Genomic DNA, 19,097 nt, shown 5'->3' on the forward strand with positions numbered 1-19,097 from the left:
GCGGAATCTCGAATTTTCCTTGAGTCAATAATAATTGGAAAGTCTATGAGTGATAGGATAGTTATTTATCAGAAGCCTACCTGCAGTAAATGTAGAGCAACGTTATCTTTGCTTAAAGAGAGTGGTGAGGAATTCGAATCAATTAATTATTATGAGATTCCCTTAACAACAGAGAGAATGCGAGAATTGATTCAGAAGCTTGATATGCCGGTACGTGATCTTTTACGAAAAGACGAGCCATCGGCGGGAAACTTAAGTGCGGCGACGGACGATGAAATCATCAAAGCGATGGTGGAGAATCCAGATTTGATTCAACGTCCCATCGTCGTGCGTGGTAGCAAAGCCAGATTATGCCGACCACCTGAGAATGTCATGGAATTGCTCAAGTAGAAGAGTAGAAGAAGGTGTAGAAAAACTGTGTGTCTTTAAATGTTAGAGGCTCCGTACAACGTAGCTTAAAATGTACGGAACCCTATCTGATTACTGTATGGTACTCTTATACAGCAGTTTCTTTCGGTATATCCGATGAAGTGGAGTCTTGTGCGGGCCGAGTTAGATTTTTACTGTTGCCACTGCGAGCAGGTAACTTTTCACGGATACGTGCTGATTTTCCTGCGCGATCTCTAAGATAATAAAGTTTCGCGCGGCAAACTGCACCTCTCCGTTTGATTTCTATACTTGCTATCAATGGCGAATATGTTTGGAAAGTACGTTCTACGCCTTCTCCGCTTGAAATTTTACGAACTGTAAATGCTGAGTTAAGGCCACGATTACGTTTGGCTATCACAACACCTTCGTAAGCCTGCACACGTTTACGATCGCCTTCAACAACACTGACATTAACAATTACTGTATCTCCTGGGGAGAAATCAGGTATTTCTTTGTTAAGGCGTTTTATTTCTTCTGCTTCCAATTGTTCAATTAAGTTCATGTCTTCTTCCCCTATTTGCCGATCTTACCTAGATTTACAGGATTGTTTGAATTCTTCCAAAAGTTTTTCTTCTTCAACTGTCATACCATGTGCAAATTTTAACTCAATTAAATCAGGTCGTTTTAACCATGTTTTTCCGAGTGCTTGTTGTAGGCGCCAACGACGGATATATGCATGGTTGCCTGACATTAGTACTTCTGGCACATGGCTGCCTTTATATATCTCAGGGCGCGTATAGTGCGGGCAATCCAATAGTCCATCAGCAAACGAGTCCTGATTTGCAGATTCTGGATCACCCAACGTACCTGGGATTTGTCTGACGATACAGTCAATCAGTACCATTGCAGCCAACTCGCCACCTGAAACAACATAATCACCTATAGAAACTTCCATATCCACTTCACTCATGATTAGGCGCTCATCTATGCCTTCATACCGCCCGCAGAGCAATATTAAGCCCGGAAGTGTGCTGAGCTGTTTGACCATTTCGTGATCAAGCCGCTTGCCCTGAGGTGTCAGATAGAGAGTCTGAGTTTTCTCAATACCTAGAGCATGTTGCCTTGCTTTAGCCTGAGAGATGGCATCCTCTAATGGTTGTGCCATCATAACCATTCCAGGGCCTCCGCCATAAGGACTATCGTCTACCGTACGGTGCTTGTCTTGGGTAAAATCGCGCGGATTCCAAGTGTTAAGTCGAAAGAAATCGTTCCTATTTGCCTTTCCTGTAACGCCATACTGCGTAATGGCATTAAACATTTCTGGGAATAGTGTGATGGCATCGCACTCAAACGCCATTGCTGTCACCTTAATAGTCTATATCCCAATCAACTGTGATCCGAGAAATCTTCAAATCAACTTTTATGATAATCCCTTCTATAAAAGGGATGAGCGTTTCCTTTCCTTCTTGATCCATGTGATGTATGCGTAATACATCATTCGCCCCCGTTTCATACAAGCCTACGACCTTGCCAAGCTTCTCGCTTTTTAAATTGATCACTTCAGTGCCTACCAAATCTGACCAATAGTAACCACTGTCTCCGTCTTCTGGTAAATCTGGCAACTGGCTGCGTGGAACTGCTATTTGCATTCCTTTGAGCTTCAAAGCTTGTGTGCGGTCAGTGCATTCCTGAAACTGTGCGTTTAGGATATTGCCGTTAATATGCCCAGCAACAACCTGTGCTTCCTGCCACGCATCATTTTCTTTTCTTAGCCACCATGATGGATATTCCAGTAATCCATCAATATACTCAGTATAGGGATTAACCTTTACCCAACCGTGTATTCCAAAAGGGCCGATAATATGACCCATTATTACCATAGGTATTGGTATAGCTAATTTTTCTATCTTAGCTATTTGCTGGCGCTGCTTTGGCGGCAGAAAATTGTTTGATTAGCCGGGTTGCTGTTGTTGAGAGCTGAGCACCTTGCGATTGCCAGTATGCGACTCGATCCAGTTGAACGCGCAATGTTTCTTCTCCACCAGTAGCTCTTGGGTTATAGAAGCCAACTCGCTCTATAAACCGGCCATCGCGTGCATAGCGGGAATTTGCCACAACCATATTAAAAAACGGACGTTTTTTTGCGCCGCCTCTTGCCAATCTGATAATAACCATGTTTTTGCCTATAAGCCCGTCTATAATTGTGAATCTCGAATTGAAATAACTTTTAATTTTACAGTAGTTTCTGTAATTCTGACAAGTGATAAAATAACTATGATCATTGCGGCAACAAGCAATAACTAGCGGAAATTAACAAGCGCGTTAAATATACGCTTCTACAGTGGAATTACTAAATTGCTTTCAAAGATTTCCCAAGACTCTATTCTTCATGAATCAAGCCAGTGTGTTTCATGCGGCTTGTGCTTGCCGCATTGTCCAACTTATCGATTGCTGAAATCAGAAGCAGATTCTCCGCGTGGGCGTATCGCTTTGATGAATGGGGTGGTTAATGAACGTATTCCTTTGAATGCGCGATTTATCCTGCATATGGATCGCTGCTTGACGTGCCGAGCTTGCGAAGCTGTTTGCCCTAATAACGTTCCCTATGGTCATTTAATTGACAAAACGCGCGCACTGATTGCTGATCAACCAAAATCTCGAGTAGCTACTCAGAAGGCGAGTGTGCGTAGTATGCTGACAAGGCTATTGCTTGTCAGGCCTGTCCGCTTAGATCGCTTGCGCCGATTGTTCTATTTCATACAGAAAACTGGTTGGTTGCGATGGCTACAAAAACTGAGTCAGTTAGAAAAAAATAAATTATTTAAATTTGTTGTGCAGCTTCCATTGGTTAAGTTTCCCCATGCAGCGTCTGTGGCTGGGAAGCGCGCTTCGGGTGATCGTTGGCGGGAAATCTATCCGGCGGAGGGAGAAAGGCGGGGTGAAGTCGGTTTGTTTTTGGGGTGTGTGGCACGGATAACGGATGTCGCAACATTAAATTCGAGTATTTATGTGTTAAATCGCTTGGGCTATACCGTTCATGTTCCGTCGGATCAAACTTGCTGTGGTGCCCTGTATCAGCATGGCGGTGCGTTGAAGCAAGCAACATTATTGGCGCAGCAAAATAAATCAGTTTTTTCTGGACGCAAGGTAAAAACAATTATTAGTGCCGCATCAGGATGTGGTGTGCAGTTGCTTGAGTGTGGAGTGGCGGATGAACATACTCAGATCGTAGATATCAGTCGGTTTCTAACTTCAGCTGAAGGATGGGAAAGTGTAGAAATAATGTCATTGCCACAAAAAATTTTGGTGCATGATCCATGCAGCTTGCGCAATGTACTAAGAGATCAAGTATATCCGCATAAATTGATTGCTCGTATCCCCGGTGTGCAAGTATTGTCTTTGCCAGGTAATGATCAATGCTGTGGTGCTGCGGGGACTTATTTCATAGATCAGCAGGAAATTGCGAGTAGGTTACTGGAATCCAAGCTATCTGCCGCGATGGATAGTGGTGCGCGATATCTAGTGACCTCAAACATTGGTTGTGCAATGCATATAGCCAATGGGTTATATGAGAAAGGAATAGACATAGAAGTGTTGCATCCAGTTACATTACTGGCAAGGCAAATGGGTTTGGAATTATAATAGAAGCCAGTTTTTTGGGTGTAGGCAGGATGAAAATTAAGTGTATCTGAATATGTACATATCGGCCTATAATGTATGCTCAATTCTATCAGTACGAAGTGAGGACTATGATTAATATTGATAAGCTTATCATTGGCTTTGACGGTGCTTTGCGCACTCTGCTGACACCGGCACAAACTTTGCGGTCTGTCCCCGGTAGTGAATTGCCAGAAGCTGAATTGACGGATATAGAGAAACGGCTATCGAGTGCATTAATGCGCGTGAATCATGTGGGTGAAGTCTGTGCGCAAGCGTTGTATCAAGGGCAGGGATTAACGGCGCGTAATGAGGCGGTACAACAAACACTGATGCAGGCTGCACGTGAAGAAACAGAACATTTGGCTTGGACGGAGCGCCGTATCGCTGAACTGGGCGGACGTAAAAGTTTACTCAACCCACTCTGGTATGGTGGGTCGTTTGCCATTGGTGTTGTGGCTGGAATGCTGGGAGATAAGTGGAATTTAGGATTCCTGGCTGAGACAGAACACCAAGTCGGAACGCATCTGGCTGGTCATTTGCAGCTTCTGCCGCAGAATGACGAGAAAAGCCGCGCCATTGTGACACAAATGAAAATTGATGAAGCCAGTCATGCGACTATGGCGTTGTCATATGGCGGCGCAGAATTGCCGCTACCGGTAAAGTTCACGATGAAACTTGGTTCAAAAGTCATGACTCAAACAGCATACTGGGTTTGAGTGATAGGCATGATCTTTGTAATGTTCCATTGGGCAAGAAAGAGAAATCAGAGCGATCAAGTAAGCAATCAGTGAAGAAAAACTTCTGCAATGAAAAATGTTAATCTGACACATCATTTTTTAGTCGCTATGCCAACAATGGCAGACTCTGTATTTTCCAAGACTCTAACGTATATCTGTGAGCATAATGAACAGGGCGCGTTGGGTATCGTCATTAACAGGCCCACTGACCTGACTTTGTTTAATCTTTTTAGACAACTTGGTATCCCGCAGACGGATTCTCTCGCAGAATCAATACCTGTGCTTTTTGGCGGGCCTGTGCAATTAGACTGTGGATTTGTGTTGCATCATCCGGTAGGTAAATGGCAATCTACCCTTGTTGTCAATAAAGAAGTAGGCTTAACCACGTCATTGGATATCTTAAAAGCCATAGCAAATGCCGAGGGACCTGAGCAAGTGCTAATTGCGATGGGTTACGCTGGATGGGCTGCGGGTCAAATTGAACATGAGCTAACACAGAATGCATGGTTAACGGTACCAGCATCGGCAAATGTGATATTTGATATGCCATCCGAAGAAAGATTACCCGCTGCAATGCAATTACTGGGCATTACGAATTGTGCGAATCTGTCCAATGAAATTGGGCATGCGTAGATATCATTGCGGACGATAATTTCATGGATGCGCAAACGGAGTATCAGTTACTAGAACAGATTCCACAAGGGGTTGTATTAGCATTTGATTTTGGAAGGAGCCGTATTGGCGTAGCTATTGGCAATAATATGCTGGGTATAGCGCGTTCTCTTTTGACCATCGATAGTGAGGTGACAGAACGGCGTTTTGCTGTGATAGCGCAATTGATTGAAACCTGGAAACCGGTTTTAATTGTGGTTGGTTTGCCCATGAGTAGTGATGGGACGGCGCATGAGATGACACAACTAAGCCAACGCTTTGCACGACGTTTGACGGGGCGTTTTAACATCAAAGTGGTCTTGCAAGATGAACGTTATACTAGCCAAACGGCTAGTGCCGCGTTACGTGAAGTGGGAGTTACCGGGAGAAAACAAAAATCAGTGCTGGACCAAGTTGCGGCACAACAAATACTCCAATCATTTTTTGATGAACAGCATGCAATTACCTGACGCTGAGATTTTACTCAAAAGTCTCGCAAAAAAAATACGATCCGAAGGTGATAAAGATTTTGTGCTTGTGGGTATCCACACAGGTGGCGTATGGCTGGCTGAACGTCTGCACCAGGAACTAGGGGTTACGCAGCCGCTAGGGACACTGGATGTGTCTTTTTACCGCGATGATTTCGATAAAATTGGCTTACATTCACAGGTTAAACCATCGGAAATACCTTTTGAAGTGGAGGGAGCACATATCATACTGGTTGACGATGTACTGTATACCGGGAGAACAATTCGTGCGGCAATCAATGAGTTATTTGATTATGGCCGCCCTGCTTCAATTAGTTTGGCCACCTTGGTTGACCGGGGCGGCAGGGAATTGCCGATTGCTGCGCAATATACCGGCATAGCGCTTGAATTGCCAGTTGATAAAATGCTGGAATTGAAAAGGGAAGAGAACGGAAAGTTAAGTTTAAATTTGTATGATAAGCGCCTTCCAGAATGATCAATGGGAATCCACAACTGGATGAGAATGGTGTGCTGCAGCATTTGCTGACAACGGAAGGGTTGCCGGCATCTATTTTGCTGCATATATTGGATACCGCCGAATCATTTGTGGGTGTCACTGAAAGAGATGTCAAAAAAATCCCATTATTGCGTGGAAAATCGATATTCAATCTTTTTTTTGAACCCAGTACACGCACACGAACGACATTTGAAATCGCTGCCAAACGTTTGTCCGCAGATGTCATCAATCTCAATATTGCAGTTTCTGCCCAATCCAAGGGTGAAACATTGCTGGATACCGTCAACAATCTTTCCGCGATGAATGCGGACATGTTTATTGTTCGGCATGCTCAGAGCGGTGCTGCTCATTTGATTGCCAAGCATGTCCGGTCAGATATTCATGTGATTAATGCCGGTGATGGGAGTCATGCACACCCGACACAAGCTTTGCTGGATATGTTTACGATCCGGCGCTATAAGCATGATTTTCATAACTTGCGCGTGGCTATTGTCGGCGACATTCTGCATTCCCGAGTGGCGCGCTCTCAGATTCATGCATTGACTACACTGGGCGTGCCGGAGGTACGTGTGATTGCACCTAAAACTTTGTTGCCAAGAATGGTGGAGCGTCTGGGTGTGCATGTTTATCACGATATGGCGAAAGGATTGAAGGATGTTGATGTGGTGATAATGCTGCGTTTGCAAAATGAACGGATGAAAGGTGCGAATTTACCCAGCCCGGAGGAGTTTTTTAAATACTATGGCCTTACTCCGGAGAAATTAGCTCTCGCCCGGCATGATGCGATCGTCATGCATCCTGGTCCGATGAATCGCGGTGTAGAGATTGACTCTGCGGTTGCGGATGGCAAACAGTCGGTAATTTTGCCTCAAGTTACATTCGGTATAGCGGTGCGGATGGCTGTGATGTCAATTCTGGCCGGCAATCAGATCTGAAGGCCGTCATTATGAAAATTCATATTAGAAAAGGACGGTTTATTGACCCAAAGCAGGGCATTGATGCTGTTCAGGATATTTTTATTGCGAAAGGTAAAATCATTGCAATAGGTGTGGCTCCTAATGAATTTCAGCCCAATCGTGTTATTGATGCTAAATCGTTAATCGTGTGTCCGGGTCTGGTTGATTTATCTGTACGCTTGCGTGAACCTGGACTGGAGTATAAAGCGACTCTTGAATCCGAAATGGAGGCGGCGGTCGCCGGAGGGGTAACAAGTTTTGCCTGTCCGCCGGATACGGATCCTCCGTTAGATGAGCCGGGTCTGGTAGAAATGCTGAAACATCGTGCTAAGAATCTTAATCAGGCGCATGTTTATCCCATCGGGGCGCTTACTCAAGGACTACGCGGTGAACGCTTGACCGAAATGGCCGAATTAAACGACGCAGGATGTGTTGTTTTTGGCCAGCCGGATGGTTTGTTACCTAATTTACGGGTGCTCATGCAGGCAATGCGATACGCCTCTACCTTTGGCTTTAGCGTATGGCTACGTCCACAAGAAATCAGCTTGACAAATGACGGTGTTGCACATGATGGGGAAGTGGCAACACGGCTGGGTCTGCCCACAGTACCTGTCTGTGCGGAGACAATAGCCATATCGAATATCATTTTATTGGCCAAAGAAACAGGCGTCAGAGTGCATTTGTGCCGGATTTCCAGTGCGGAAGGATTAACAATGGTTCGCGCTGCTAAGCAGCAGGGTCTGCCGATAACTTGTGATGTGACGATTAATCATCTGCATTTGTCTGATATGGATATTGGTTTCTTTGATTCGAATTGTCATCTGATGCCGCCTCTACGTGGTTTGAGTGATCGAAACGCGCTGCGCAATGGTTTATTAGATGGTACGATTGATGCGATTTGTTCTGATCATGCGCCGGTAGATGAGGATGCTAAATTGCTGCCGTTTGGTCAGTCTGAGATTGGTGCAACAGGCGTGGAATTATTGCTGCCATTAACTTTAAAATGGGGCAATGAATTGCGCTTGCCTTTGCTTAAAGTATTGGCAAAAATTACATCCGACCCATCAAGAATACTGGGTATTGATGCGGGGGATCTATCTGTCGGAAGTGCTGCAGATATCTGTATTTTTGATCCTGATTATTATTGGAAAGTGACAGCATCAGCTATTTTGAGTCAAGGGAAAAACACGCCTTTTATGGGTATGGAGTTACCGGGGAGTGTTAAATATACTCTGGTGAATGGTCATATTGTTTATGAACGTTGAACGACGGGATATCTTGTTTGTTATCCATAAGAAATAACACGACACAATTTATTTAACTGATTAATTGGAGCAGTATGTCAAACCCATTACTTGATTTTTCTGGACTGCCTCGTTTTGCAGAAATAGAGGATGAGCATATTACACCAGCCATCGATTTGCTTCTGAGAGAGAACCGTGCAGTAGTTGAAAAAGTACGTGGCGATGATCACCCACCCACCTGGCAAAATTTTGTACAACCAATGGTAGATGCGAGTGAGCGATTGTCACGCACTTGGGGGCAGGTGTCGCACTTAAATGCGGTGATGAACAGCCCGCGGCTTCGGGAAATCTATAATGAGAATCTTCCGATTATTACTCAGTTTTATGCCGAATTGTCTCAAGATTTGCTGTTATTTGAAAAGTTTAAACAGTTATGTGGAAGTAGGGAATTTGATCAATTGACTCCAACGCGAAAACGAATTATAGAAAATGAATTGAGAGATTTTCGTTTAGGCGGTGCAGAATTGCCATCTGAAAAAAAACAGCGATTCTTACAAATCCAAGAAGAGCTATCGAGCTTATCTTCAATGTTTAATGATAATTTATTGGATGCTACGAATGCTTTTTCATTATTCATTGAGGATGCAGAAACTGTAGCGGGTATCCCGGCCGATGTGTTACAGACAGCTAAGGAATTGGCTGCAGCAGATTCCAAGGCTGGTTGGAAATTCACCCTGCATATGCCATCGTATCTTCCGGTGTTGCAATATGCCGAGAATCGGGATTTTCGGGGAAAAATGTACCGTGCGTATGCCACCCGTGCCAGTGAGTTGGATAATCAGGCTGGAGCGGATAGGGATAATATGCCGCTCATTAATAAGATATTGGCATTGCGCCTAGAGGCGGCGCAAATGCTTGGCTACGAGAATTTTGCTGAAGTTTCACTAGCAACAAAAATGGCGACTTCTCCGCAGCAGGTTCTGGATTTTCTTGGGAAGTTAGCGGTTAAAGCAAAACCATATGCTGAGCGGGATTTGCAAGCGCTTCGGCAGTTTGCAGCAGAGAAGCTAGATTTGCCAGAACTGGAAGCTTGGGATTTGGCTTATGTTAGTGAAAAATTGCGTGAAGAACGCTATGCTTTTTCTGATCAGGAAATTAAACAATACTTCCCAGAGGATAAAGTACTCGCAGGCATGTTTAAAGTAGTGGAGAAGCTATATGGTATCCGTATCGTTTCCACAGCGGCTTCAAGCAATATTCAGTGCTGGCACCCGGATGTAAAGTTTTTTGATATTCATGACGCCAATGGTCAACTAATCGGTCAATTTTATTTGGATCTCTATGCACGACCTACAAAACGGGGGGGTGCTTGGATGGCCGATGCCATTACACGCCGGCGAATTGAGAATCAGCAAACAGGAGTCCAAGCCATACAGATACCTGTTGCATATCTCACTTGTAATTTTTCAGCACCTGTAACTATTAATCAACAGACCCGCCCGGCTTTATTTACCCATAATGAAGTGATCGTATTATTTCATGAGTTTGGTCATGGCTTGCATCACCTGCTAACACAAGTTGAAGATTTAGGTGTGTCAGGTATTAATGGTGTTGAATGGGATGCGGTGGAACTGCCCAGCCAATTCATGGAGAATTTTTGCTGGGAATGGGATGTATTGACTGGGATGACGCAACATATTGATACAGGCGAATCACTCTCCAGAGACCTATTTGATAAAATGCTGAGAGCCAAGAATTTTCAGAGTGGGCTGCAGATGCTACGGCAGATTGAGTTCGCGCTTTTTGATATGCATGTGCATTTTGATTTTAAGCCAAATGGTGGCAAGACTGTGTTACAGTTACTGAATGATATTCGCAGAGATGTTGCTGTAATTATTCCACCCGACTTTAATCGTTTCCCAAATAGTTTTGCGCATATTTTTGCGGGAGGCTATGCAGCGGGCTATTACAGTTATAAGTGGGCTGAAGTATTGTCAGCAGATGCCTACAGTATGTTTGAAGAAACCGCCACCGATGGAGTTGTCAATGCAGCGACCGGTTTGCATTTTCTTGAAGAGATTCTTGCAGTCGGAGGGAGCCGTTCGGCACTGGAGTCGTTTATCGCATTTCGGGGACGTGAACCTGAGTTAGACGCATTGCTGCGCCATAATGGGATGGAAACAGCCTGAATGGAAAGGATTGTATGGTGTTGCTGACTAAAAATTCTTATATTATAAAGTAGTAAGAGTATTTGTCGTATATTCAAGACTTGATATTTGATTTATTAAAGGCTTTTTAATTTTTGCGTGTATTGAACCATTTTTATAAATGTGGCAAGATCCATTGAATTTTTACTAGAATAAATAAGAACATGATTAATATTATCCGTTTCAAAGCTATTGCTTGTCTGGTATTAAGTTTGTTATTAACCGGTTGTGCTTCAACGAAAACGAATAACCAGAATGGCCCTTATGATCCTCTGGAACCCATGAATCGTGCTGTTTTTAATTTTAATGAAATGGTGTATGACAATGTTTTTGATCCGGTTGCCAGAGGTTATAAGAAGGTTACTCCCGACCCTGTCGAATTGGTCGTTGGGAATTTTTTCTCCAATCTAAATGATGTGGTGGTGATAACTAACTCTGTTCTTCAATTGAATTATAAGAGTGCACTTGCCAGCAGTACACGATTATTGATTAATACCACCTTTGGTATATTCGGCTTGATAGATATTGCCAGTGATATCAGTGCAGCAAGCGATATTAATCTTAATAAGCGTAATGAAGATTTTGGTCAGACACTGGGGCATTACGGTATCGGCAGTGGACCCTATATCGTACTGCCTTTGTTGGGACCAAGTTCCGCGCGTGATACGTTTGGACTCGCAGTTGATAGTTTCTTTATGGATCCCGTTACGCAAGGGGTAACAGGGGTTTTTATGAAAAATGTTGATTATATTAATGAGGTGGCTCTTCGTTTGCCGGTTGCTACTGCAAGGACGATCAATGCACGGGCACAGTTTCTTGATGACGATAAAACTCTCGAAGAAGCTGCATTGGATAAGTATGAATTCACGCGTGACGCCTATTTACAAAGACGTACTAGCTTAGTGAACAATAGTAGTGAGGCTAAATAAGAAATACCGAAGCTGATTCTGGTCTTCAACATTGCTAACTTTTGAAGTAATTGGTATAGCATTCCTTATTATAGGCATTGTGATAGGCAGATTAAATAAAGCACATTGATTGATGGAAAATTTTTCCTAAATCAATGTGCATATTTTTTTATCAATTCAGATAAAGAAAGTGAAAATAGATGAAAAGATTCCAATGTAATATATGCGGATTTGTTTATGATGAATCAACTGGTGATCCAGAGCATGGTATTAAAGCAGGTACGCGGTGGGAAGATATTCTGGAAGATTGGACCTGTCCTGAATGCGGAGTGAGTAAAACTGATTTTGAAATGGTGGAAGTCTAATGGTTAATCCGGTGGTGATTGTAGGAAGCGGATTGGCCGGTTATGCGGTGGCGCGTGAGTTACGTAAACTGAAAGCTGAGCTTCCCATCGTTATGATATCTGCCGATCATGGCGGCTTTTATTCCAAACCGATGTTGTCAAATGCTTTATCGTCTGGTAAAAATCCTGAGTCCATTCTGAATAGCGATGCTGTTCAAATGGCATCACAACTGAAAATTACTATCCGCCCGCATTGCCGTGTGACGGCTATTGATCAACCTGGGGGTGCAGTGATATTGGTTGGCGGTGAAAAAATATTTTATGATCAACTGGTTCTAGCATTAGGTGCTGATCAAGTGAGTTTGCCATTATCGGGAGATGGTGTGGCAAAAATACTAACTATTAACGATCTCGATGATTATAAGAAATTTCGTGATGCACTGGTTGGGAAAAAACGAGTCAGTATTATTGGAGCAGGTTTGATAGGTTGTGAATTTGCCAACGATCTGGCAACTACTGGCTACCATGTCGATGTGATAGATATCAGCGCTCAGCCGCTAGGCCGTCTTTTGCCGTCTGCGGGGGGTATTTTTATACAGAAAAAATTGGAAGCATCGGGTGTGGTTTTCCATTTAAATGCTTCAACACAATCGATTGATCAGGTACGCGATGGTTTATGCGTAACGTTTGCAAATGATGCATCGATCGAAACCGATATTGTGTTGTCCGCTGTGGGATTGCGCCCACGCACGCAACTTGCCGCAGCAGCGGGCATTCCGGTTAATCGGGGTATTCTGGTCAATCGCTTGCTGCAAACTCAGTTTAGTAATATTTTTGCTCTGGGTGATTGTGCGGAAGTTGAAGGAAAAGTTTTACCTTTTGTGATGCCGATTACGCACGCAGCTCGAGCTTTAGCGGCAACACTCTCAGGTAATCCAACCCCAGTCTTTTATCCAGCAATGCCAGTAATCGTAAAAACACCGGCATGCTTAACAGTAGTTTCGCCGCCGGATTTTAGTATCCAGGGAGAGTGGCATGTAGATGCTGATAAAGATGGTGTAAAAGCACTTTATCGGGATGAAACCGGAAATTTACTAGGTTATGCATTATTGGGTGCGGCGACTAAGGAAAAAAATAATCTTACTGCCCAGTTACCTCCTGTATTGATGTAAGAAACTTTTTTTCTTTCTGGTAACCAGTTTTTTAATTGGCTGTTAATATAAATACTGTGTATTTGTAACGATGAAATTTTTATTTGATCTTTTTCCGGTTATTTTATTTTTCTTGGCTTTTAAGCTGTATGATATTTTTATTGCAACCGCTGTTGCTATCGTGGCAGCGATTGTGCAGATTGGTTGGCTTTGGTTCCGTCGTCGTCAAGTGGATAAGATGATGTGGATAAATCTGGCTGTTATTGTAGTTTTTGGTGGCGCTACATTAATATCCCAAGATGAAACATTTATTAAATGGAAACCAACAGTACTGTATTGGCTCATTGCAACTGTTTTGCTGTTATCGAATCTAATTTTCAGAAAAAACTTAATTCAGACAATGCTAGAAAAGCAGATTGTTGTACCATCGTTTGTTTGGAACAGGCTCAATCTGAGTTGGGTTAGTTTCTTTCTAACAATGGGCTGTATCAATCTTTATGTCGCATTTAGTTTTTCGGTAGATACATGGGTTACATTCAAATTATTTGGGGCTACAGGATTAATGCTTGTTTTTATAATAGTGCAAATGATGATGATCGGAAAATATCTGAAGGATATGCAGCCAGCAGTAGTTGAAAATGTAACTGTCAATGAGCTAGATAGTTTGGAAAAAATAGAAAATAAGGCGAGTAAAGAGAGATGATGCTTTACGTCATAAATGGTGAAGATGTGCCGAACAGCCTAGAAAAAAGAATGGCAGTGCGTCCAGAACACTTAAAAAGAATTCAAGCATTACAAGAGGAAGGGCGGCTAATTCTAGCAGGTCCTTACCCCTCTATCGATAGCCAAGACCCGGGATCGGCAGGTTTCTCAGGCAGTCTGATTGTGGCAGAGTTTGAATCCCTGGAATCAGCACAAGCTTGGGCGGATGCAGATCCTTATGTTAGCTCAGGCGTTTACCGGAAAGTGGCTGTTAAACCTTTTAAAAAGGTATTGCCTGCATAAGGCGATTGTAATTGTACTTCTCTTAATAGTTTCAAGTTGTTTCAATGTAAATGGTGGTATGTAAAGATTCACGTCTATTCAGTTAAGGCGTATACTTTCTTTCGGCGATATATTCTGGCGAATATAAATTTTATCCAAATCTCAAAAAAGGAAATTCCATGCGTTTGACGAAATTTTCACAAGTAATGGTAGTTAGTATTCTGGGCTTGGTTGCCCTATCAGCTCAAGCTCAGTCGACAGGCGTTGTAGCTAAAGTGAATGGTGTGGCAATTCCGCAATCGCGCCTGGAATTGATGGTGAAAGCGAATGTTGCGCAGGGCCAGCCAGATGGTCCGGAAATGAGAAAGGCTTTGCGTGAAAATCTAATTGCAGAAGAGATTCTCGCGCAAGAAGCGACCAAAAAGAAACTGGATAAGGATCCAGAAGTGATTGCGCAACTTGAATTATCTCGCCAAGCAGTCCTAGTCAGAGCATTCCAAGCGGATTACATAAAGAGTAATGCAGTTAATGATGATACTTTACGTAAAGAATATGAAGTTCTGAAAGTGCAGATGGGTGATAAAGAATATAAAGCGCGACATATTCTAGTGGAAAGCGAAAGTGTAGCCCGGGATATTATCGCTAGTCTCAAGAAAGGTGCTAATTTTGCCAAAATTGCTGAGGAAAAATCTATAGATGATGGTAGCAAGGAAAATGGTGGTGAACTTAACTGGAGTCCACCAGCAGCTTATGTCAGACCTTTTTCTGAAGCACTGGTGAAATTATCGAAAGGTGGATTGACAGAACAACCCGTGCAGACTTCTTTCGGCTGGCATGTAATCCAATTAATGGATATACGGGCAATGGAAGTCCCAGCGTTTGAGGAAGTAAAACAGAATATACAGCAACGGGTATTACAACGTGAATTCGCGACGGTTGTACAAGATTTACGCAGTAAAGCAAAAGTAGAATAATACCCTATCATTCTGTGTTTATACCCGGTAGGTCGGATTGTAGAATTGTGTTCTATATTGAAACAATCCTTTCTACTCGTGGTGCTAATGCACACAGTAGCTCATAGCTAGTTGTTTCAGCATTGTGAGCTACTTCATCAACAGATACTTCCTCGCCCCAGAGAATAACCGAGCTATTTAGCCCTGCATTTTCAATGCCCGTCAGGTCTACGGCAAGCATGTCCATCGATACTCTACCTAATAATCGGCTACGTTGATTATTTACCAACACGGGTGTGTTTGTCGGTGCGTGACGTGGGTATCCATCTGCATAGCCGCATGCAACGATACCGATGCGCATTGGATGATCAGCCTGGAAAAGACCGTGATAACCGACTCTATCCCCGGTTTTTAAATCATGTATCGCAATGATTTTACTTGACAGTGTCATAGCTGGTTGCAGATTAAGCTCTAGTGCTGTTTTGTCCGGGAATGGCGAAGCACCATACAGCATGATACCGGGGCGAACCCAGTCGCTATGGGTTTCTGGGTAGCGGATGATCGCTGCTGAGTTTGCGAGTGAATGCGGATAACTGTACCCTTTAGTAACTGCCTCAAAGCATTTCAATTGCTGTGTCACACTTTCTGCCTCCGCAGGATCATCAGCGCAGGCAAAATGTGTCATCAATGTGATTCGATTTTTATATTGATTCCCGGTCAGCTTCTTGATTGTTTGTGGAAGTTGTTCAAGTGCTAATCCCAAACGATTCATGCCAGTATTGATTTTTATGAATAAATCTAGCTTGTGATATTTAGAATCTGACAACATAACAATTTGCTCAGGATGGTGAATAACAGCGCTGAGTTGGTACTGCTCAAATAGTGCCAATTCTTCTGTAGAGAAGAAGCCCTCCAGAAGTAGGATAGGCTGTCGATAACCGGCATCGCGTAAACATATTGCGGCATCAAGTTCTAAGAGTGCAAATCCATCAGCATCTTTTAGAGCATTGGCAGCGTGGAGTAATCCATGACCATAGGCATTTGCCTTAAGAATTGCCATGATGCGTGCGTGTGGGGCATATTGACGTACTATAACCAGGTTATGTGCCAAAGCAGAGAGGTTTATAAAAGCTTGGGTAGGGCGTGGCATTAATTTATGTTCAGGGTATAAGCAGATACGAGTAAGACTCTCAGGTTTTTTATAATAATCTAAATTTGGTTGGCTGATTCAGTTTTTATGCGGTGATAGTTTAATTATCTAACCAGCATGATATGCTAACCTGGCGTTCGCATTTGAATTATTGATTTTTAGAAATTCATATCAGTAATTTTTGCCTATGTGACTGAAAAAAAAGAATGACTTAATAACTGACGGTTTTAGAAAAATAAACTTACAAGGAAATAGATTGGAACGCGGTTTTTACACCATTATGGCGGCGCAATTTTTCTCTTCTTTGGCAGATAATGCGTTGCTGGTTGTGGCGATTGCATTATTAATTGATCTGCATGCGCCCGCCTATTTAACGCCTATGCTGAAGTTTGTCTTTGTGTTGCTCTACGTCATCCTTGCTCCTTTTGTTGGTGCATTTGCAGATGCTATGCCAAAAGGACGCGTCATGTTTATTAGCAATACTATTAAAATCATAGGTTGCGGATTATTATTTATCGCTGCGCACCAATATTTCGCTATGGCTGCCTATGCGGTTGTAGGTCTAGGCGCAGCAGCTTATTCACCTGCAAAATATGGCATATTGACGGAATTATTGCCGCCGGAAAAACTGGTGATCGCGAATGGATGGATTGAAGGATTAACGGTGACATCCATCGTATTAGGTACTGTAATGGGCGGTATTCTGATTACGCCGGCTGTTGCAAATGTATTAATGGAATTCGATTTTCCTGTTATTGAAACAGGCATTGATAGTGCACTAGAAAGCAGTATTTTTTTGATAGCCATCATTTATGCTGTTGCAGCGTTATTTAATCTGTACATTCCAAATACAGGGGTAGATCATCGTATTCCAAATAAGAATCCATTTTATCTGATTCATGAGTTTGCTCATTGTATAAAGCTGCTGTGGACGGACAAACTTGGACAAATATCGCTTGCAGTGACAACTTTGTTCTGGGGAGCGGGTGCAACGCTACAGTTCATTGTATTGAAATGGGCGGAAGTGGCACTGAACTATCCACTCAATCAAGCCGCGCAACTTCAGGGCGTGGTTGCTGTGGGAATCGCTATCGGCGCTATTATGGCGGCTCGATGGATCTCGTTGAGGCATTCAGTAAAAGTGATTCCACTGGGCATTGCGATGGGTATAGTTGTGATGGCTATGATTCTAGTAAAAGATTTGTGGATCGCGATTGTTTTGCTGATGTTGATTGGCGGATTAGCCGGATTTTTCGTGGTGCCAATGAATGCTTTGTTGCAACATCGCGGACATATCTTGATGGGAGCAGGGCATTCCATAGCAGTGCAGAATTTCAATGAGAATTTAAGTATCCTCACGATGCTGTCACTGTATGCCGTGCTGATATTACTGGAAGTGCATATCTATACGGTTATCGTCGCTTTTGGATTATTTGTATCGGTTATGATGGCGTTGATCAGAAAATGGCATCTGCTCAATCAAAGTAAAGAAGATTCACTGCATTTGATTGGTGCAAGGAAGATACATTAATTATTGAATCGGCTATTAAATTGTGTGATTTCTCAAGTTCAGAAAGATCGGGATTATGCATTCCTATTAAATATGTCAAACCATACTGTGTGTAGTTGTTAAAGATCAGTCTATGTCTGTTTCGATCAAGGTAGAACGCAGTCAATTGCTTGAACGTTATCAGCAATCTACTCCAGCGGAGCAGGCTGTGCAGTCAATTTGTCGGCTGTAGCTTGGGGAGGGCTCAGCAAATCGCAAATCACAACACCATTGAGCAAGATTCTAAGCGCTGATGAAGCAGCCAAAATCAAGCTGGAGTTGCTGCAGCGCAATGGTCTGTGATCGAAGTCAATAGATCATTGTGGAGTAGTCACGGTCTAAGGTGTAACAGGCTCATCGCCGAACCGGTAACGCGCAAACTCGTCGCGAATGGAACTTTCGGACAACTATGTCGAACTGGTGCGCCTCGCCTCGCCTTTGCAAGCAACCTATCAGAAAGCCGCCAAAGGCGATTTCCAGTTTCGCAACAATGACGAACTGATTCGGGAAGTGCGCATTGGTATTTATCGGGCGGACGAGCTCTACATTGAACGCTTATTCGCAATGTTGGAACGGCTGAAGTATTCCTACTGGAATGGCCTTCCTCAACGCTGGCCCGACCCCATGCCGATTTATGCGATGGTTTGCGACAATCCTTTCGAGCGTGAATGGTTCGTGCGCTTGCCTGCAAAAATCAGAGAACCGGCTCTGCCGTTAATCCTGTTGCAGCAGGCGGGAAGCTGGAGATTAGAGGCAGAGGCCTTCGATCTGTTATGCGAAACGTGCGAGGGATCAACTGCCCCTGAAGATTGGCAATTTTGCATGGCACTGATCTCTATTTTAAGAGGTGAGATGCAAGCCGCACAGGCCGCGCTGTCCCGTTGCCAGGCCGGCTACCGGGAGCGCGCTTGTTGGGGATTACTCTTTCTGCTGAAAGAGATCAAGACAATGCCTTGCAATATTATCGGGAAGGATTAAGCCTATTACGCAAGGAGAACGGCAGGCGTAAGGTATTCTTTCCGGGCGTTTTGGGATTTTTCTTTGTGTTGGGTCTGCTTCAGCGCAACCAAACAGGCGATATGGAGGAGGCCAAGAAACTTCTGGAGATGATCCCAGAAGATCTGAGGTATGCTGATTTTCATGGAGTCCGAAGTTTCATAAAATGAAGACATGAAATGGAGGATGAAGATGGAATTACCCCGCACACAATATAGTCAGGAATTTCGGAAGGAATCAGTTAAGTTTTTCAA

Annotated in this window: 22 protein-coding genes; 17 read left to right on the forward strand and 5 right to left on the reverse strand. The window is 43.4% G+C overall.

Annotation, left to right across the window (positions count from 1 at the left end; all coding sequences use genetic code 11):
* Positions 1-45: 45 nt before the first annotated feature.
* The gene (locus tag K2P83_RS10710; RefSeq protein WP_292929005.1) at positions 46-390 is read left to right on the forward strand and encodes an arsenate reductase family protein; all 345 of its coding nucleotides are present in this window, start codon (positions 46-48) and stop codon (positions 388-390) included.
* Between the two features lie 106 nt (positions 391-496).
* Here the strand turns inward: K2P83_RS10710 and rplS are convergent, their stop codons facing one another.
* The 4 genes from rplS to rpsP are packed head-to-tail and all read right to left on the reverse strand — an operon-like array spanning position 497 to position 2,544.
* Positions 497-931: a 50S ribosomal protein L19 gene (gene rplS / locus K2P83_RS10715; protein WP_292929007.1), complete on the reverse strand. Its 435-nt coding sequence runs from the start codon at positions 929-931 to the stop codon at positions 497-499.
* A 24-nt stretch (positions 932-955) separates the two neighbouring features.
* A complete protein-coding gene (gene trmD, locus K2P83_RS10720) occupies positions 956-1,726 on the reverse strand; it encodes a tRNA (guanosine(37)-N1)-methyltransferase TrmD (RefSeq protein ID WP_292929009.1) in 771 nt (256 codons plus the stop codon).
* 10 nt (positions 1,727-1,736) lie between these two features.
* Positions 1,737-2,240: a ribosome maturation factor RimM gene (rimM, locus tag K2P83_RS10725; protein WP_292929011.1), complete on the reverse strand. Its 504-nt coding sequence runs from the start codon at positions 2,238-2,240 to the stop codon at positions 1,737-1,739.
* Positions 2,241-2,277: 37 nt separating this feature from the next.
* Positions 2,278-2,544, reverse strand: coding sequence for a 30S ribosomal protein S16 (rpsP, locus tag K2P83_RS10730; protein ID WP_292929013.1), 267 nt, complete (start codon positions 2,542-2,544; stop codon positions 2,278-2,280).
* Positions 2,545-2,724: 180 nt separating this feature from the next.
* Here rpsP and K2P83_RS10735 point away from each other — a divergent pair, with 180 nt between their 5' ends.
* The 14 genes from K2P83_RS10735 (at position 2,725) to K2P83_RS10800 (ending at position 15,169) form a co-directional block, all read left to right on the forward strand.
* A complete protein-coding gene (locus K2P83_RS10735) occupies positions 2,725-4,011 on the forward strand; it encodes a (Fe-S)-binding protein (protein WP_292929015.1) in 1,287 nt (428 codons plus the stop codon).
* Between the two features lie 107 nt (positions 4,012-4,118).
* Entirely contained in the window at positions 4,119-4,745 is a 627-nt protein-coding gene (gene coq7 / locus K2P83_RS10740) for a 2-polyprenyl-3-methyl-6-methoxy-1,4-benzoquinone monooxygenase (RefSeq protein ID WP_292929017.1), read from the forward strand.
* A 90-nt stretch (positions 4,746-4,835) separates the two neighbouring features.
* Positions 4,836-5,399 (forward strand): YqgE/AlgH family protein, encoded by a 564-nt coding sequence (locus K2P83_RS10745; protein ID WP_292929019.1) that lies wholly within the window; start codon positions 4,836-4,838, stop codon positions 5,397-5,399.
* A gap of 23 nt (positions 5,400-5,422) precedes the next feature.
* Positions 5,423-5,887, forward strand: a complete 465-nt coding sequence (gene ruvX, locus K2P83_RS10750; protein ID WP_292929021.1) for a Holliday junction resolvase RuvX — start codon at positions 5,423-5,425, stop codon at positions 5,885-5,887.
* Complete coding sequence (gene pyrR, locus K2P83_RS10755; protein WP_292929023.1) at positions 5,874-6,380, forward strand: bifunctional pyr operon transcriptional regulator/uracil phosphoribosyltransferase PyrR; 507 nt, start codon at positions 5,874-5,876, stop codon at positions 6,378-6,380. The genes ruvX and pyrR overlap by 14 nt, the downstream gene beginning before the upstream one ends.
* A complete protein-coding gene (locus tag K2P83_RS10760) occupies positions 6,377-7,336 on the forward strand; it encodes an aspartate carbamoyltransferase catalytic subunit (protein ID WP_292929025.1) in 960 nt (319 codons plus the stop codon). The genes pyrR and K2P83_RS10760 overlap by 4 nt, the downstream gene beginning before the upstream one ends.
* A gap of 11 nt (positions 7,337-7,347) precedes the next feature.
* Positions 7,348-8,622 carry a dihydroorotase gene (locus tag K2P83_RS10765; protein ID WP_292929027.1) on the forward strand — a complete coding sequence of 425 codons (1,275 nt, stop codon included), beginning with the start codon at positions 7,348-7,350 and terminating at the stop codon, positions 8,620-8,622.
* Between the two features lie 74 nt (positions 8,623-8,696).
* Positions 8,697-10,790 carry a M3 family metallopeptidase gene (locus tag K2P83_RS10770; RefSeq protein WP_292929029.1) on the forward strand — a complete coding sequence of 698 codons (2,094 nt, stop codon included), beginning with the start codon at positions 8,697-8,699 and terminating at the stop codon, positions 10,788-10,790.
* Positions 10,791-10,972: 182 nt separating this feature from the next.
* Positions 10,973-11,737, forward strand: coding sequence for a VacJ family lipoprotein (locus tag K2P83_RS10775; protein WP_292929031.1), 765 nt, complete (start codon positions 10,973-10,975; stop codon positions 11,735-11,737).
* Between the two features lie 179 nt (positions 11,738-11,916).
* Positions 11,917-12,081: a rubredoxin gene (locus K2P83_RS10780; RefSeq protein WP_292929033.1), complete on the forward strand. Its 165-nt coding sequence runs from the start codon at positions 11,917-11,919 to the stop codon at positions 12,079-12,081.
* Positions 12,081-13,232, forward strand: a complete 1,152-nt coding sequence (locus tag K2P83_RS10785; protein ID WP_292929035.1) for an FAD-dependent oxidoreductase — start codon at positions 12,081-12,083, stop codon at positions 13,230-13,232. Before K2P83_RS10780 ends, K2P83_RS10785 begins: the two co-directional genes overlap by 1 nt.
* 70 nt (positions 13,233-13,302) lie before the next feature.
* On the forward strand, positions 13,303-13,914 hold the full coding sequence (locus K2P83_RS10790) for a septation protein A (protein WP_292929037.1): 612 nt from the start codon (positions 13,303-13,305) through the stop codon (positions 13,912-13,914).
* Positions 13,914-14,216: a YciI family protein gene (locus tag K2P83_RS10795; RefSeq protein WP_292929049.1), complete on the forward strand. Its 303-nt coding sequence runs from the start codon at positions 13,914-13,916 to the stop codon at positions 14,214-14,216. The genes K2P83_RS10790 and K2P83_RS10795 overlap by 1 nt, the downstream gene beginning before the upstream one ends.
* A 158-nt stretch (positions 14,217-14,374) precedes the next feature.
* A complete protein-coding gene (locus K2P83_RS10800) occupies positions 14,375-15,169 on the forward strand; it encodes a peptidylprolyl isomerase (protein ID WP_292929039.1) in 795 nt (264 codons plus the stop codon).
* A 52-nt stretch (positions 15,170-15,221) separates the two neighbouring features.
* Here the strand turns inward: K2P83_RS10800 and alr are convergent, their stop codons facing one another.
* Positions 15,222-16,298, reverse strand: a complete 1,077-nt coding sequence (gene alr, locus K2P83_RS10805; protein ID WP_292929041.1) for an alanine racemase — start codon at positions 16,296-16,298, stop codon at positions 15,222-15,224.
* Between the two features lie 256 nt (positions 16,299-16,554).
* Here alr and lplT point away from each other — a divergent pair, with 256 nt between their 5' ends.
* Both lplT and K2P83_RS10815 read left to right on the forward strand, forming a co-directional pair.
* Positions 16,555-17,829 carry a lysophospholipid transporter LplT gene (gene lplT / locus K2P83_RS10810; RefSeq protein WP_292929043.1) on the forward strand — a complete coding sequence of 425 codons (1,275 nt, stop codon included), beginning with the start codon at positions 16,555-16,557 and terminating at the stop codon, positions 17,827-17,829.
* Positions 17,830-18,237: 408 nt separating this feature from the next.
* Positions 18,238-18,825, forward strand: coding sequence for a hypothetical protein (locus K2P83_RS10815; protein ID WP_292929045.1), 588 nt, complete (start codon positions 18,238-18,240; stop codon positions 18,823-18,825).
* Positions 18,826-19,097 lie beyond the last annotated feature (272 nt).

The sequence above is a fragment of the Nitrosomonas sp. genome (assembly GCF_019752415.1).
Taxonomy (GTDB): domain Bacteria; phylum Pseudomonadota; class Gammaproteobacteria; order Burkholderiales; family Nitrosomonadaceae; genus Nitrosomonas.